Source organism: Mesorhizobium ciceri WSM4083 (assembly GCF_000519305.1).
GTDB classification, from domain to species: Bacteria; Pseudomonadota; Alphaproteobacteria; order Rhizobiales; family Rhizobiaceae; genus Mesorhizobium; species Mesorhizobium ciceri_B.
This window is the reverse complement of sequence record NZ_JAFG01000006.1, coordinates 576178-593600: the sequence shown is the minus strand read 5'-3', so window position 1 is coordinate 593600 and position 17423 is coordinate 576178. Positions and strand designations below refer to the sequence as shown.

The following is a 17423-nucleotide window of genomic DNA, read 5'->3' as shown; positions in this document are numbered from 1 at the left end:
GTCTCCCTTCTCCCCGTCACTATACGGGGAGAAGGTGCCGGCAGGCGGATGAGGGGCGGCGCCAACGTTGGCAAGATCAACGAACGACGGGAGAGAGACATGGTCACCGACAGTTTGCTGAAAACCTATGCCGAGTCCGACGCGCTCGACCTGGCTGGACTGGTGCACAGCGGCCAGGTTTCACCGGCGGAACTGGTCGAGGCGGCGATCACGCTGGTCGAGCGGCTCAACCCGGCGCTCAATGCGGTCATCCACCGCCTCTACGACATGGCGCGCGCCCAGGCCGAGACGGTCGACACATCAGCGCCCTTCGCCGGCGTGCCATTCCTGCTCAAGGAGCTGGCCTCGTCCTGGACCGGGGCACCGAACACCAATTCTTCTTTCTACCTGAAAGATGTCATTGCCGATTTCGACACCGAAGTCGTTCGTCGCATGAAGGCGGCCGGGCTGGTGCTGGTCGGCAAGTCGAACGCGCCGGAGAATGGCTGGTCGATCACGACGGAACCAAAACTCTACGGTGTGACCAAGAATCCATGGAAGGAAGGCATCACGCCCGGCGGCTCCAGCGGCGGCGCTGCGGCGGCCATCGCTTCGCGCATGGTGCCGATCGCCGAGGCCAGCGATGGCGCCGGCTCGATCCGCATTCCGGCCTCCTGCTGCGGCATCGTCGGGCTGAAGCCGTCGCGCGGCCGCGTCAGCCTCGCACCGTTCGGCGACTATTGGTATGGCGGCGCGTACTTCCTGTGCTGCTCGCGCACCGTGCGCGACACCGCGGCTTATCTCGATGCGGTGGCCGGCGCGCTGCCCGGCGATCCCTACACGCCGCCGGTTCCTGATGGCAGCTGGCTCAGCCTCTCGGCGCGGGCGCCAAAGAAGCTGCGCATCGGCTTTTCCGTCACGCCGCCCAACGGCACCGCGATCGATGCGGAGGTGAAGGCGGCGGTGCTGGCGACCGTGGCGGCACTCGAGCGCCTCGGCCACCATGTCGAGGAGCACGACATGCCGCTCGACGCCAACGCAGCGTGGAAGACCTACACCAACATGACCTGCGTGCAGACGGCGGCGACGTTCGACTACCTTGAAACGGTGATCGGCCGGCCGGTGACGCCAGGCGATGTCGAGGCGGTGACCTTCGCGATCATCGAGCGTGGCCGTTCGACCAGCGGCACCAGGCACATCTCCGATGTCGAGCAATTGCGGCAGATCGGCCGCGACATCGTCGGCGACCTTGGCGCCTACGATCTCTTCATCACCCCGACCCTGACGCAGCTGCCGCGCCCGTTCGGCTATTACGACATGTCGGAAACCGACATCGACCGCTACAACGCCAAATGGGCGGACTCGGTGTTTGCCTTCCCCTTCAACATCTCCGGCCAACCGGCGATCTCGCTGCCGCTCGGCTGGTCGAAAGACGGTGTCCCGATCGGCGTGCAGCTGGTCGGCCGCTACGGCGACGAGGCGACGGTGCTGGCCGCATCGGCGCAGCTGGAGCAGGAGATGCCGTGGAAGGGGAGAAGGCCGGCGGTGAGTGGTTAGTTGCTGGGCACCCCACCGCCGAGTTCCGTGGCGCCCCCTACAGTGAAAACGACCACGCCCTCGCTACCCAATCATCTCCAGCCGCCTCGGCAAGCGGTTCATGGCGACAGGCCCGTCCGGTGTGATCAGGAACTGGTCCTCGAGATTGAAGCTGGCGAGGCCGTCTATGTAGAGCGGGATCTCGAAGGCCAGCACCATGCCGGCTTCGATGACGACATCGCTGTCGGCGGCGATGAACGGCCATTGCTCCGAGAAGACCGACTGGCCGACGCCATGGCCGAAATGGCCGCGGTGGTAGGTGCGCAGCCCTTGCCGCGCCAGGCTGTCGGTGGCGACGCGATGCACGTGGGCGAGCGTGGTTCCCAGAACAAGGGACGCCAGCCCGTCGTCAAAGGCCCGCTCGGCGATCGCGTGCAGTTCGGCCTGCTCGGCGGATGGCGGTCCGAAGGTGAAGTTGCGCGACATGTCGGAGGCGTAGCCGCCCACCGTGCAGACCATGTCGCACTTCAGCGGATCGCCAGGCATGGCTTTCGCATCGGTGCTTTTGAGCCGGGCGCCGAGCGTCACATATTCGGCTGTGGCGACCGGATGGGCCAGTCCGGCCGCGGCCGTGGCGACGCCTTGCCGATAGAGCGCAATGAGATCGGCCTGACGCATGCCGGCCATGGCATCGACCTGCAGCCGCTCCAGGCCGGCTTCGGACAGGATGATGCCTTGCTGCAGCAGGTCGATCTCGCGCGGCGACTTGATGGCCCGCAACCTGTCGAGCACGGCCGAGCCGTCGACCATCGTGCAGCCCGGCAGCAGCGCCTGCATGACCGAGAGATCGGCGGCGGGAATAAAATCGAGATCGACGCCGATACTTGCGCGCTCAAGTCCGAACCCGGTCAGGATTTGCTTCAGCTCATGGACGGAATTGGCCAGCTCGAATGTCGCGGGCCGGGAAAAACCAGGCGCCCGGCCAGACGAGGCAAGGCCGGCCTCGACGCGTTGCGCCAGCCCTTGCCCTGCGGTCGAGGCGTCAAGCGTGGCGGTTTCGATCCAGATCGGGTGGCTGCGGATGACGGCGTCGGGCAGAGCCAGTTGCAACTGTCCCGCATTGAAATCGGCCACCACCACGCCGATCGGCAGATCCCGGCCAGCCGGGATGACGACGAAGCCGGCGCCGGCGCGCCGGAACAGTCCCGCCGGGCCGATGGAGGCGCCGGTCGCATAATGGAAGGCCTCGGGCGCGCACAGCACCAGCGCCGCGATGCCGGCGCGGTCCATCAGTTGCGCAGCGCGCTCGCGGTCGACAAAACCTGTCATGAGTTTCTCCGAATGTCCGAAGCGGCAACGGAGCATTCCGGGTGCGCACAATCAAGCCGCTGACAGCAGCTACTTGATCGATTCCAGCTTGGCGACGGCGGCCGTGAAACCGGCCAGCGACACCGGAATGGTGACCGGCTTGCGGGTGACCGATTCCATGCCGATGTTCAGATTGGTCCCGGACTTCATGGCCTTGATGAGGTCCGCCGACAGCGGGGTGGCGGCATAGGCGCCGTTCTGGTCGCTGGTCTGGATGGCAATGGTCGTCGTCTGGCCCTGGTCGATCTGGAAGGAGGCGCCGGACGGCAGGAACAGGCCGTGCGGCAGGGCAAGCAGCATGGCGAGGCTGCCATTGCCGTTGTCGCGGCGCACGGTCACGGTCAGCACGCGCTGCCCGGTCTTGGCCTCGGTCAGGTTCTGCGAAACCTGGCACTGAAGCTCGGTGGTCGCCGAACCGCTGGAGCAGTTCACCGCCCACGGATTGGCATCGGCCGTTTTTGCATTGCTTTCAGCCGGCTTTGGCTGGGCCGGCCTGGCATCTTCGGCAAGGGCCGGGCCGGCCGCCAGACCAAGCCACAGGGCGGCCAGCCCCGCGGCCATGCCAAGTAAATTAGACCTCGCTAAAGTAAGCGCCATGTTGTTTTGCCGGATGCCTTGCATGTTTCCTCGCCGCGCCCGGTATTCTCCCGAGCATGGCTTGATACAACACTCTCGACTGTTCCGAAAGCCGAGCCGGAGGCAAGCAAGCCGGCGAAATTACTGTGGCTTTTCGGATACAGAGAACAATATTGCAGGGGGCCTCCAGAATTCGGAGCGCCCAAGACTCGCTATACAATAGAATTCGAGTAAGAATTTACACGGGGCGCGTGTAGTCCCCTAAGGACTCGCCAGGGATGGGAACTACCGAGACTTCTCGGCAAGTTGGTGAGATAGCGGCGCGTGGGGAGGATTTCCACGTTCGCGCCCGCTATCGCCGTTCGCGAATCGCCAGGCATCTCTGGAAGACGACGGCGCTGACGACGCTGGCGCTCGGCCTTTCAGGCATGGCCGCCCATGGCGATCCCAACGGGCTATGGCAGCCGCAGATCCGCGCCATCATCGGCGCCGACAACAATGGCGGCAACGGCGCGCTCGAAGGTTTCATCCCGCTCAAGCAGACGGCCGAATCCCTGCTGTTCCTGGATGTCCGGGCCAAGCATGATTTCAAGGATGGTTCCGGCCAGGATGTCGGCCTCGGCATTCGCCGCATCGTCAACCCCGACCTGATGATCGGCGGCTACGCCTATCTCAACCTCGAGAACTACAACTCCACCCAGTTCACCGCGGTCACGCTGGGCGCCGAGGCGATCACGCCTCATTTCGATGCGCATGTGAACGTCTACCTGCCGATCAAGGGCGATTCGACGGATCATTCGACCAGCTCGACCCTGTCGATGGTCAGCAACCAGCTGATCGAGCAGATCTCGGTCCTCGACCACCGCGACTACGCGGCGTGGGGAATCGAGGGCGAGATCGGTGCGCAGGTGCCGGTCAATCTGCCCGACAAGCATTCGCTGCGGCTCGACATTGGCGGCTATCACTTCGAGGATCCGCACGGCGACGACGGCAGCGTCACCGGCGCCAAGGCCGGGTTCGAGTATACGATCGGCGATGTCTTCGGCAGCAACACGGAACTGGTCTTCGCCGGCGAGGTCCGCAACGACAATCGCGACGACACCCAGTTCGCCGGCAGTGTGCGGCTGAACATCCCGTTCAATCCCGGCAGCGGCTCGGACAATGGAGCCGAAAATGGGGCCGACAGCGGGCCGGAGCCGGTTTATCCGGTCAGCGAAGGCCTGCGCAAGCGCGTCAACGAGCGCGTGCGTGGCGATATCGGCGTCCGCGTCCAGTCGCAGACGCTGACCGGCGGCTCGACGACGCGTGTCGCCATCAACGCCGCCACCAATGCCGCCTTCGGCAAATTCTATTTCACCGATGGCGGCCTCGCCGGCGCCGGCACGCTGGCCGACCCGACGACGCTGGACGACGCCGTGACCAAGTCGGGCGCGAACGGCTTTGTCGTCGCGCTTGGCGGCAACGGCAATCTGACGACTGGCGGCGTGACGCTCGCCAATGGACAGACCGTCATCGGCGGCGGCGAAAGCGTCACCGCCAGGCTTTTCGGCGGTGGCACCAGCACCTTCAACCTGGGCGGCAGCGACGGCACGATCCAGGGCACCAACGTCGCCAATCCCGTCATCACGCTCGGCAACGGCAACACGCTCAACGGCATCACCATCACCGGCGGCGGCGACGGCATCTTCGGCAACAACATCACCGGCGCGACGCTGACCAATGTGACGGTCACCGGTGCGGGCGGCAACGGCGCCGACTTCACGGGCAGCTCGACCGGCATCACCGGCTCCAACTTCACCGCCACGGGCAACGGCCTCGATGGCCTGCACATCGACGGCGACGGCACCTACAATTTCACCGGCACGACGCTGCTGCAGGGCAATCTCGACGACGGTCTCGATATCACCGGCAAGGGCACCTACACCTTCGCCATCGTCAATGCGCAGGACAATATCGACCGCGGCATCACCGTGCAGGGAACGTCGACCGGCGGCACGTTCACCACCACCGGCGGTACTGTATCGGGCAATGGCGGCACCGCCGTCTTCATCGATCCGATCACCGCGCATGTCGTGCTCGATTCGATCAGCCAGAGCGGCGGCACGTCGGGCGTCGTGCTCGAGAATGTCGCGGGCAGCTTCACCGTCAACGGTGCGACGACGATCTCCAACACGACCGGGCCGGCGATCGCCATTTCGGATTCGCCGGCGACGATCCGCTTCGGTGACATCAGCATCACCAACCCCGGCGCCGACGGCATCTCGTTTGCCGGCGTCAATGCGGCGGTGGTCGCCGGCAACATCGTCATCTCCGGGCTGGGTGTCGGCACCGGCCTCGACTTCTCCGGATCCAAGACCAATTTCACCGCGCAGTCGCTCAACATCACCGGTACGGGTGCCGCCGGTTCGATCGGCATCGACCTGACCTCGCCGAGCGTCGGCGGCGCGATCATCACCATCACCGATGGCGGCGTCATCGCCGGGGTCGATACCGGCGTGCGGCTGGGCATTGCCGGCACGCCGGGCGCCACGGCCAACGCCGAGTTTACCTTCGGCGGCGATTCCAGTTCCATCTCCGGCATCACCGCCTCGCTCGATGCGCGCGGGCTCAATGAGGGCAGCGGCCACTACGCCTTCGGCACGACCGCGTTTTCCGGCCCGCAACTCTACGATATGCGCAATTACATCTTCGTTGCGGCCGGGGCTTCGGGCGGCGGCACGTCGATCACCGACCTCGCCTCGATCGATTATGCCGACAGCATTGCCGCCAGCGACGCCATCATTGTCCTGGTCAACCGCGGGACGATCGACGACGCCACCGGCTTCTCGCTGAGCGACGGACAGGAGCTGGCGTCGTTCGGCAACGGCCGCGCGTTCTCGCTCGGCGGGGTGCCGTTGAATGTCACCGGCACCAACGTCCATCATGACGAATCCATCTCGGATTCCGCGGGCGCGGCAACGCTGACCAGTTCCGGCGGCGGCGATGTCGTGACGCTGGGCAACGGCAACACGTTGCTCGATTTCAATATTTCCGGGGGCGCCGCCGCCGGCATCCACGGCCTGGGCATCAATGGCCTGACCGTCCAGGGCGTGACGGTCAGCAATGTCGCAACCGGCCTCTTCCTCGATGGAGTGACCGGTACGGTCTCGGTCGACGACCTGACTGTCCAGACCGCATCTCAAACCGGCATCGCGCTTGTCGGTTCGAGCGCGACCGTCAATTTCACCGGCAACACCAAGATCACCAACGCCACCAGTGCGGCGCTGTCCGCCAACAATTTCGACGGCATCGCCACCTTCGACGATCTCGACATCACCGGCGGCGGCGTAGGCATAGGTATCGCCGGCAGCTCCAGCGGAACCTTCACCTTCGACATCGGGAGTTCCATCGCCAACACGGCCAGCAACGCCTTCTCCATCAGCAACTCGACGCCCAACGTCACCTACAACGGCACCATCAACCAGACCGCTGCTACCAGCGCGGTAGGGATCTCCGGCATGAGCGGCGGCAGCGCCACGTTCGGTGGAGCGATCACCGCCAGCACCGCCACCGCCTTTGCGATCAACCTGAGCGGCAACACCGGCGGCATCATCAGTTTCAACGGCGGGCTCGACCTCACCACCACGACCGGCACCGGCTTCAGCGCCACCGGCGGCGGTACGGTCAATGTCGCGGCCGCGGGCACCGAGACGATCAGCACCGGCACCGGCCACGCGATCAATCTCGACGGCGTCACCATCGGCACCGGCGGCATGGCGTTCGACAGCATCACGACAGGCGTCGCGGCAGCCACGGCGCTCAACTTCAATGCCGTCTCGGGCGGCCAGTTCCTGGGCGGCAACGTCACTATCGGCGGCGCTGGTGGCGGCATCAACGGCCTTGCAATCAACGCTTCGTCATCGACCTTCACCATCACCAATCTGGTGACGACCAATGTCGGGGGCACCGATGTCAGCCTGACCAACAACACGGGCTCGATCACGATCCTCGGTGGCACCATCACCAATTCGGGCGCTGGCGACGGTGTAGTCGTTTCCGGCGGCAGCGCGACAATCGGCGTAGCGGCCAACATCTCCAGCTCGGCAACCGTGCCAGGCACGGCGGTCAAGGTCGACGGCACCACCGGCGGCTCGGTGACCTTCAGCGGCAGCGTCACCTCGACCGGCAACGGCAATCTTTTCGCGATCGGCTCGTCGCTGTTCCCGGTCGGCGGCGCGATCAGCTTCTCCGGCCCGACACTGTCCGCGACAGGCGGCGGTGGTGCGGTTGTTGTCGGCCTTGCCGGCACGGCGGCGCTGAACGTCACCGCGCCGCTTTCGATCACCAATGCCACGAGCACCGGCCTGGCCGTCGCCAATGTCGCCAGCACCGCATCGGCGACCTTCGGAGCGGTTACGGTGACGGGCGCCGGCGCGGACGGTATCGGCATCGGCAACAATGCCGGTTCAGTCACTTTCGGCACGACCCAGATCACGCTCGGCAGCACGGCCGGCACCGCCGGCATCAACTTCGCGCTCGCCAATGCCGACGTCAGCTTCGGCACGACGACCGTCGGCAATGTCGGCGCCGGCCAGACCGGCATCGATTTCAGCGGTTCATCGACCACGGCCGATTTCGGCGTGACAACGATCACCGGCACCGGCGACCTCACCTCGCGCGGCATCGACCTGTCGTCGACGACGGGCAACAAGACCATCACCTTCCTGCGCGGCTCCAGCATTTCCAATGCTGGTGTCGGCGTCGAACTGTCGTCGGGCGGCACGACGGCGACGTCGGCCAACGCCAACTTCACCTTCGGCGACGGCGATGCGACCTTGCTGCAATCCTCGATCACAGCGGCCAGTGGCGGCTTCACGGTCAACACGGTCGGGCTCGATCCGACGCTCGGCAATTATGATTTCGACGATGTCGCCTTCTCCGGCCCCGCCCATCTGGCCAGCGCGGTCGGCGGGGTCATCATGATTTCCCAGGACGGTGGCATCGTCCAGGCCGGCACGGACGGACTCAGCGCCGACGTGACCACGGTCACGGCCGACGAAGCCGATGCCATGACCGGCACGCTGACCTTTGCCTTTGTCGGCACGGTCGATCTCAGCGTCACGCCGTTCACGCTCGATTCGGGCCAGTCGATCGCCGGCTTCGGCAACGGCAGCTCGATCCTCACCTCCGGCACCATCCAGCCGATCAATGTCCAGGGCAATCTCGGCGCCACCGGCGGCAACGTCACCGGCAATGAGGGCGTGGTCACGAGCACGGGCGGCGATACGTTGCAGTTGCTCGGCAGCAACCAGGTGCGCGACACCGCGTTCGACTTCACCGGCGGCAGCGGCTCGGTCTTCACCATCGACCAGAATGCCGCCGGCTTCAGCAATGTCGGCGGCATCGTCATCCAGGGCGTCACGGTCACCAATGTCGCCACCGGCCAGACGGCGTTCAAGGTCGCCGGCCTCGACACCAATTTGTCGATCACCAACAACAACGTCAGCGTCGCCGGCACGCTGCTCGATGTCGATGGCGGCGCCGGCAACATCACGGTCACGCGCGGCACCTTGCCCAACAGCGGACCGGCGGGCACGCTGACCGGCGGCGGCATCTCGATCGCCAACCGCAGCGGCGGCCTGGTCAACTTCACCGACAAGGTGACGGTCAACGGCAATGGTGTTTCGCTGGCCGGCAATCTGGGTTTCACGGTCACCTTCGCCGACCTGGACATTTCCACGAATGGCGTGACGGCGTTCAGCGCCTCCGGTGGCGGCACGGTCAATGTCACGACCGGCACGATAAATGCCACCAACGCACAGGCGGTGGCGCTCGACGGCATCACGGCTGGTATCAACTTCACCTCGACCAGTGCGACTTTCGCTTCCGGCAGCGGCATCGACCTGGAGAACCTGGCCGGCACGGCAAACTTCGGCACCGGCACGCTGACCAACACCGGTTCGGACACCTCGTTCAATGTCGGCTCGGCGACATCAGCCAGCGGCGGCGCTGCTGATATCTCCTATGGTGGGACGATCGCCACCAACGGCGCCGGCGCCGCGGTGTCGATCCAGAGCATGACCGGCGGCTCGGTGACGCTGTCGGGCAATCTCACCGATACCAATGCGGCGGCCGGCGGCAACATCGTCGTTGCCGGCAACGACGCGGCCGCGATCACCTTCTCGGGCACCAGCAAGGTGATCAGCTCGGGCGCGACGGACGGCGTGAGCTTGGGTATCATTGGCAATTACGCTTCAGGCGCCCCGGCCCTCAATACCAACAGCACGATCGACTTCACCCATGGCGGCCTTGATATATCGACAATGGCCGGGGCGGGCTTCGTCGCAATTGGCGATTTAGGCCCGGCTGACGCAACCTCCACCATCATTACCGTCACCGGCGCCGGCAACAAGATCAATGCCGGCAGCGACGGGCTTGTGGTGTATGGTGCCAATGTCGGCAGCGACGGCATTACCTTCGACAGCATCACGGCGGACTCCACCATCCCTGCCCTTCCCGGCGACCCCGGCGGTGCCGGCGTGACGTTGTCGGGCGCCAATCTCGTCGGCGATGTCAACATCGGCGGCCTGAGGGACACCGGATACACCGGCGCCTCGCTGTACGCCCTGAGCAGCACCGGCGGCGAGGTCAACTTCACCGGCACGATCGATCTCGACGTCCAATATGCCGGGTTCGACATCGGCGGTCCCGAGGTTGGCACCGTCAACATCGCCAATGTCACTGGATCCACCCTGACCATCGATGGCGGCCAGTTCGGCATCCTACAGACCTCGCAGGGCGGGACCATCAACGTCGGCGTCAACGGCAGCGCCAGCATCACGAACACCACCCTTGCGGCCATCGGCCTCGGCGGCGGCAATGACCTGGCCTTCACCACGCTGACCTACAACGGTGAGATCACGGTCGGTGCGGGATCGGTGTTAAGCGCCAGCGGCGACGCGACCCGTCTGAACATGAGCGGTTCCGTCGTTTCCACCACGTCATCGACGGCCTTCGACTTCTTTGGCCATGCCGAAGGCATATACGATATTTCGAGCACCATCGATCACAGCGGTGGCAAGGGTGTCGCCATCGGCGGCTCGGCCAACGGCACGGTCACCTTCTCTGGTACGTCGAAGATATTCAACACCGGCGCCAACGATGCCATCTACAAAGCACCTGCGTACGTGCCGGATCCGCAGACCAAGGGCACGCTCAATTTCACCAATGGCGGCCTCGTCATCACCACCACCAGCGGCGCCGGCTTCACCGCCAGCACCAGCGGCGCCGGCACGGTCAGCATCACCGGCCTCAACAACACGATCAGCACGACAACCGGAACCGCACTCAAGCTCGACGGCGCGACGGTCGGCGCGGGCGGCCTCAACTTCGCCTCGGTTTCCGCCAATGGCGCGGCGACCGGCATCGCATTCAACAATGTCACCAACGCCGGTGGCGCCATCAATCTCGGCGTCGTCAACCTGCAGGGCATCACCTCGCGCGGTGTCGACATTTCCGGTACCTTCGATGGTATGGCGCTGAGTGCCGTCGCCCTCAACATCGGGCTCAACGCCGCTAACGCCATCGGCCTCGATCTCAACGGTGCGGCGCTCGGCACAAGCAATATCTCGGCTGATGATTTTGACGTCGCCGGGGGCGGCTTTGCCGGTACGCTCGGCATCGACATGGCCGGCACGACGGGCACCGGCTTCATCCGGCTCGGTGACAGCATCAACAACAACCCCGGCCCGGCCGGCCAGACTTCGACCATCACCAACGTCGCGCAGGGCGTCCAGTTCTCCAGCGCCACCAATGCCAAGCTGGTCTTCGGCGACGGCCAGGGCCCGGCTGAATCGCTGATCTCGACCACCGGCGGCTATGTCATCACTACGACCGACAGCCTGCCGACATCCGGCGACTACGATTTCGATGACGTCAATTTCATCGGCGACACGTCCAACCTGTCGGCGGTCAGCACCTACTATGTCATCGAAGGCGGCACCGGCGACGGCAGCCTCGCCAATCCGGGCAGCTATGCGGGAGCGCAGGCTTCCACGGCCAACGTCGTGGTGCTGATCGACAAGACCGTCGACGGCAACCAGGAGACGATCGACCTGGGTGCGACGTCGTTCGTGCTCGACGACGGCCAGGTGCTGATCTCGTTCAAGAGCGACGACGTGGCCATCGACGTCTCTCAACTCGGTATCGATGCCGGCGGTGGCGCATCCGCTGCGTTCCACTTCACCACGGTGCAGAACACGCCGATCATCGCGGCGCCGACCGGCATCGACACGCTGCGGCCGATCCTCTCAGCCAACAATGCCACCTCGGTCATCAGCCTGCCGACATCAGGCACCGGTACGATCACCGCCGGCATCGAGAATCTGATCGTGCGCAATCTCGGCTCCGGCACCGGCATCTCTGTCGATGCGGCCAGCGCCTCGAACTTCGTGCTCAGGAACAACGATATCGCGGCCGGAGGCAATGCGCTCAACTTCTCCTCAAGCAGTGTAACCGCCGATACGCTTCTCGCCTCGATCGACGGCAACACATTCCAGTCGACCGGATCGGGATTGGGGGCGGCCTTCTTCGGTACGACCATCGATCCGACCCACAACTCAGTGGCGATCAGGTCTTTTGCCGGCAATACGGTGACCGGTGGCGCCAACAGCGGTGGTATCGCCTTCAATGGTGTGCGTTTCGACGCCGACGGCGCTGGCGGCACCGTCAATGCCGGCACGCTCATAGTCGGCACGCCAGGCGCGCGTGTCCAGGGCGTTGGCATCAACTTCACCGGCACCAGCGGCACGCTTGATCTGGGCACCTTCAACGTCGCCAACGATGGCCAAACCGGCGTCTTCGTCAACACCAAGCTAGTGGGCAACGTCTTCACGCTGAACAGCAGCGGCGGTTCAGTCGACACGACCAACGGCGCTGCATTCAATCTCGATCCACTGACGGTCAACTTGACGCTCAATAGCGTTAGCGCAAGCGGCGGTACCAACGGCATCATTTTCGACGGTGTCGCCGGCACTTTCACCGTCACCGGGGCGACGACCATCACGGGCACGGATGACTTCGGCATCGATGCCAGCGCCACCAACACCGGCACCTTCAACTTCAACACCGTGACGGTGGACAACACAGCGACTAATGGCGGCGGCATCCATGTGGCGACGGGCGCGCTCCACGTCACCGGCCTCGCCGACATCAAAACCGCGAACGGCATCGGCCTGTCGCAAGATGGCGGCACGACCAGCTTCACTGGCGGGCTGACCATCGACACCACCACGGGCACGGCCATCTCCGGAACCGGTGGCACGATGGGCATCACCGCCACCGGCGGTGCCGAGACGGTGAACTCGACCGGCGGCCAGGCGATCAGCCTTTCCGGCGTCGCCGCCACCATCGCGCTGGACTCGACATCGTCCGGCGGCGGCACCAACAATGTCAGCCTGGCCAATGTCACCGGCACGGTCAGCCTCGGCTCCGGCTCGCTCACCGGCGCGACCGGCACGGCCTTCGATATCAGCGGCGGCACGGTTAGCGCCTCCTATAGCGGTAACATCACCAAGGCAAATGCCGGCGCCCTGGTCAGCGTCGCCAACCACTCGGCCGGCACGATCGCCTTCAGCACCGGCGCGCTGTCAGCCACGGCGGGCACCGGCCTGCAGTTCAACAATGCCAACGGCATTTACAATTTCAACGGCACGACGACGCTGAATGGCGGTGACGCCGGCATCGATATCCTTGCCGGCAGCGGCACCTTCACCTTCGGTTCGGCAACGTCGATCACCAACCCCACCGGCGTGGGCTTCTTCCTCGATGGCGGCAGCGCCAGCGTTGCCTATCACGGCAGCATCGCCACCAATGGCGGGTTTGCCGTCGACATCCGCAACCATGCGGTCGGAACCATCGCGTTCGATACCGGCAATGTCAGCTCCACGTTCCAGGGTATCCAGGTCACCGGCAACAGCGGCGGAACGATCAATTTCGCCGGTCCGTCCTATTCTTTCAACACTGGCATCAACACGGCCGTTGGCGTGGTCAACAACACCGGCGCGACGATCAATTTCAGCGGCGGCGGGCTGGCGATAACGACGACGAGCGCGGATGGCTTCGTTGCCATCGGCGGCGGCACGATCAGCGTTACCGGCAGCGGCAACACGATTTCGGCCGACAGCGGCATCGCCCTGCGTCTCGACGGCGTGATGGCCGGCGCCGGCGGCGTCAACTTCAACTCGGTTTCCACCACGTCTGCTGCAAGCGGCATAACGCTGAACAGCATCGCCTCCTCCGGCGGCGGCGCAATCGCGCTCGGCACGGTCAATCTGCAAGGCATCACCACGCGCGGCGTCGATGTTTCCGGCACGCTCGGCGCGGCGCTGTCCTTCGCCAACCTCGACATTGGCCTGAACAGCACGACGGGCGTCGCCTTCGACCTCAACGGCGCGACGATCAACGCGGCGGTGACGGCCAATGACTTCGATGTCACCAACGCGGCTGCCGCCGGCACCTCGATCGGCGTCGATCTGCGCGGTGCCATCGGCGGCCAGATCGTGCGCCTCGGCGACGCCGTGGTCGGCGGCGCCAGCTCGAGCATTGCCGGCGTCAACACCGGCGTGTTCCTCGGCAGCACGACCAATCTCGCCTTCACTTATGGCGACGGCGAATCGGTGACCGACAAGAATTCGACCCTCGGCGCCAATGTCGGCATCGATGCGGCCAGCGCGCCGGTCGCCGGCACCTACAATTTCCAGGATGTGAACCTCACGACCAGCCCGGGCCTCGGCTTCGGCGTCGGCAAGATCTATTTCGTCGGCGCCAGCCCCAGCGGCGACGGCACCGGCCGCGACCAGAACAATCTGGCGACGCTTTCGACGGCCGAAGCGGCGTCTGTCGCCAGCGACATCCTCGTCCTTGTCAACAACGGCGGCGTTATCAGCGCGGCGGGCACCAATGCCGACAACACGCTGGTGCTTGGCGACGGCGAGCAGGTGCGTGGCTTCAGCAATGGCGCCATCAATCTGGCGCTGACGGTGCCGTCCACCATCCAGCTTTCCAGCAACAGCATCTCGATCATCGACCAGACGCCGGACGGCGCGGCGACGCTGACGACCGGCAATGGCAGCAACGCCATCACGCTCGGCGCCAGCGGTAACATCATCGATGGCTTCATTCTCGACGGCAGCCCGACGGGTGCGGCGCGCGGTATCAAGGACAATAGCGGTGGTACGACGACGGGTACCATCATCAGCAACATGACGATCAAGAATTTCCTGATCGCCGGTGTCGAGATCACGCCGTCGGCCAATACGACGATCGACCATGTGACGTTCTCCAGCAATGCCAGCGACGTCATCGTCAACGCGCTCAACACCACCATCAGCAACGTCAGCAGCACAGGCGCCACCGGCATTGCCTTCGACATCCGCAACGCGACCGGCACGACGACGCTGACCAACCTCAACATCACCACGAACACGACCGGCACCGGCATCGCCTTCGGCGGTGCATCCGGGCCGGGCGGTACGATCATCGGCACCAATGTCGATGTCACGGGCGGCGCCGGCGGCGGGATCAAGGTCACCGGCGGCAACGCGGCCATCACCTTCGATGCGGCGAGCTTTGTCGGCGTCCCCGACACGTCGAGCGGCACGGCGGTCACGATAACGGGCCGCAGTGGCGGCAGTTTCGCCTTTGCCGGGTCGGTCGTGGCGAATGGCACGGCGAGCGGCATCAGCGTTTCCGGCGCGACGGCGGCCAACACGGTCAGCTTCACCGGCGGCGTCGCTCTCGGCACGACGACGGCGCTGACCGGCACGGCCGTGGCGATCGACAACAACGCCACCACCTCTACTGTCAGCTTCGCCAACATCGGCATCGTCACCATTAGCACCACCGGCTTCAGCGCCATCAATGGCGGTACGGTCAATGTCACGACGGGCACGGTCAGTTCCAGCGTTGCGCAGGCGATCAACCTCAACGGCGTCGCCACGACGACCGGCATCAACTTCTCGTCGACGACTTCGACGGGCGGCGCCAACAACGTCGTGGTCAGCGGCGTCACCGGCCCCGGCACCGTCAATCTTGGCACCGGCTCGCTGACCGGCGCCAGCGGCGTGGCCTTCCTCGGCTCGGGCGGCTCGGCAAGCGTCACCTATGGCGGGTCGATCGCCAAGACCAGCGGCGGCAACGTGGTCAGCCTCTCCGGGCGCACCGGTGGTACGGTGACTTTCAACGGAACGATTTCGGCGACCGTTTCGAGTGGCGGTATCGCTCTTGCCACCAACACTGGCTCCACGATCAATTTCGCCAATACCTTGACGCTGACGGGCGCCAACGTGGCCGGCTTCAGCGCGACGGGCGGCGGCACGGTCAGCGCCACCGGCACCGGCAGCGTCATCAGTTCGGGCACCGCGACGGCGCTCAACGTCGTCAACACGAATATCGGCGCCAGCGGGCTGACGTTCCAAAGCATTTCGGCCAGCGGCGCCATCAACGGCATTGTGCTCAACAACACCGGCCTCGCTGCCGGCAATGGTGGCCTGACGGTGACGGGCGTCGGGGTTACGGCTGGTTCCGGCGGCACAATCCAGAACACAGCGCAAGGTGCGCTGTTCACGTCGACGAAGAATCTGTCGCTTTCGAACATGAACTTCACCAATGCCAATACCGGCAACGGTACGCTGAACAATGTCGACGGCCCGACGTTCAACAGCGCTGCCCAGGCGGCGATCAACATGAGCGGCGTGGCGACGGCAGCGTTCACCAATTTGAATTTGAACGGCGGCGTCCAGGTCGGCATCAACGGCCAGAACGTCTCGAACCTGACGATCGCCAACACCACGGTGACTGGCTTCGGCGATGCCGTCTTCGAAGGCGGCATGCGGTTCTACAATCTTACCGGCACATCATCGATCACCAATTCCACGTTCAGCTTCACGGCCGGCGCTGGCGGTGACAATCTGGTCGACATCCGCAACGGCGCAGGCACGAGCCTGACGCTGAACATTGCCAGTAGCACGTTCAGCAACACGAAGCTTTCCACAACAAACGGCGCGCAAGGGCTCAATTTCGAAGCCTTTGGCAACGCCAACGCGACGCTCAACATCTCGAACAGCAACTTCCTCAGCCTCAGGACCTCCGGTGTCGAGGCCTTCGCCCGCGACACCTCGACGCTGAACGTCAACATCACCGACGGCGGCACGGGCGGCAACGGCAACACGTTCGACCCGCAAGGCGGCACGGGCCGCGCCATCGGCCTCAACGCCGAGGACACCGCGCATCTGAATTTCAATATCCTCAACAACAAGAAGATCTATGGCAATGGCGGTCCGGTCATCAACGTGTTCGGCATCAACAATGCCGTCATCATGGGCCGCATCAACAACAATGCCGACATCCAGGGCGGCGGCGTTGGTTCGGTGGGTTCGGCAATCTACATCCATCCGGAGGACGCCTCGACCGGCATCATCGAGATCATCGGCAACACGATCACCAAGACCGGCCAAGATCCGGCGATCTTTGCCACACCGCATGGCGACGGCGCCGGTCCGAGTTTGGACAACGGCTCGCTCGATCTGACGATCAAGAACAACAACATCACCACCTCCGGCAGTGGTACGGCGGGCCTTGGTACTCCTGCCATCGATGTGCGCGCGGGTTCCAACGACGGCGATCTCACGACCACCTACCTCAACATCAGCGGCAACACCGTGACCCTTGGCCAGCCGGCCGACGACTATGGATTCCTGGCACGCTTGGGCAGCGACACCTCGCACCTGTATTTCCAGAACTTTGTCGGCGGCGCCAACAACGCGGCGAGCGCCCTCGCTACCTGGAATGCCGGCGGCAACACGGTCACGAATTCGTCGAACCTGGCGACTGCGATCGACGCCGGCGGCGCGCCGGCCTATGCGGCGGTGCCTGGCGGACATAATGGCGGACTGGTTCTCGTGCCGACTAACTAATTTCGACGGGAA

General features: G+C 64.8%; 4 protein-coding genes. 2 read left to right on the top strand and 2 right to left on the bottom strand.

What is annotated here, in order from left to right:
• The first annotated feature begins 99 nt into the window (after positions 1-99).
• Complete coding sequence (locus tag MESCI2_RS0116300) at positions 100-1536, top strand: amidase (protein WP_027037518.1); 1437 nt, start codon at positions 100-102, stop codon at positions 1534-1536.
• Positions 1537-1599: 63 nt separating this feature from the next.
• Here the strand turns inward: MESCI2_RS0116300 and MESCI2_RS0116295 are convergent, their stop codons facing one another.
• Positions 1600-2844 (bottom strand): M24 family metallopeptidase, encoded by a 1245-nt coding sequence (locus MESCI2_RS0116295; RefSeq protein WP_027037517.1) that lies wholly within the window; start codon positions 2842-2844, stop codon positions 1600-1602.
• A gap of 69 nt (positions 2845-2913) precedes the next feature.
• Complete coding sequence (locus MESCI2_RS0116290) at positions 2914-3444, bottom strand: invasion associated locus B family protein (RefSeq protein ID WP_245270352.1); 531 nt, start codon at positions 3442-3444, stop codon at positions 2914-2916.
• 293 nt (positions 3445-3737) lie between these two features.
• Here MESCI2_RS0116290 and MESCI2_RS01000000134730 point away from each other — a divergent pair, with 293 nt between their 5' ends.
• Complete coding sequence (locus tag MESCI2_RS01000000134730; protein WP_197031551.1) at positions 3738-17411, top strand: hypothetical protein; 13674 nt, start codon at positions 3738-3740, stop codon at positions 17409-17411.
• The last annotated feature ends 12 nt before the right edge of the window (positions 17412-17423 follow it).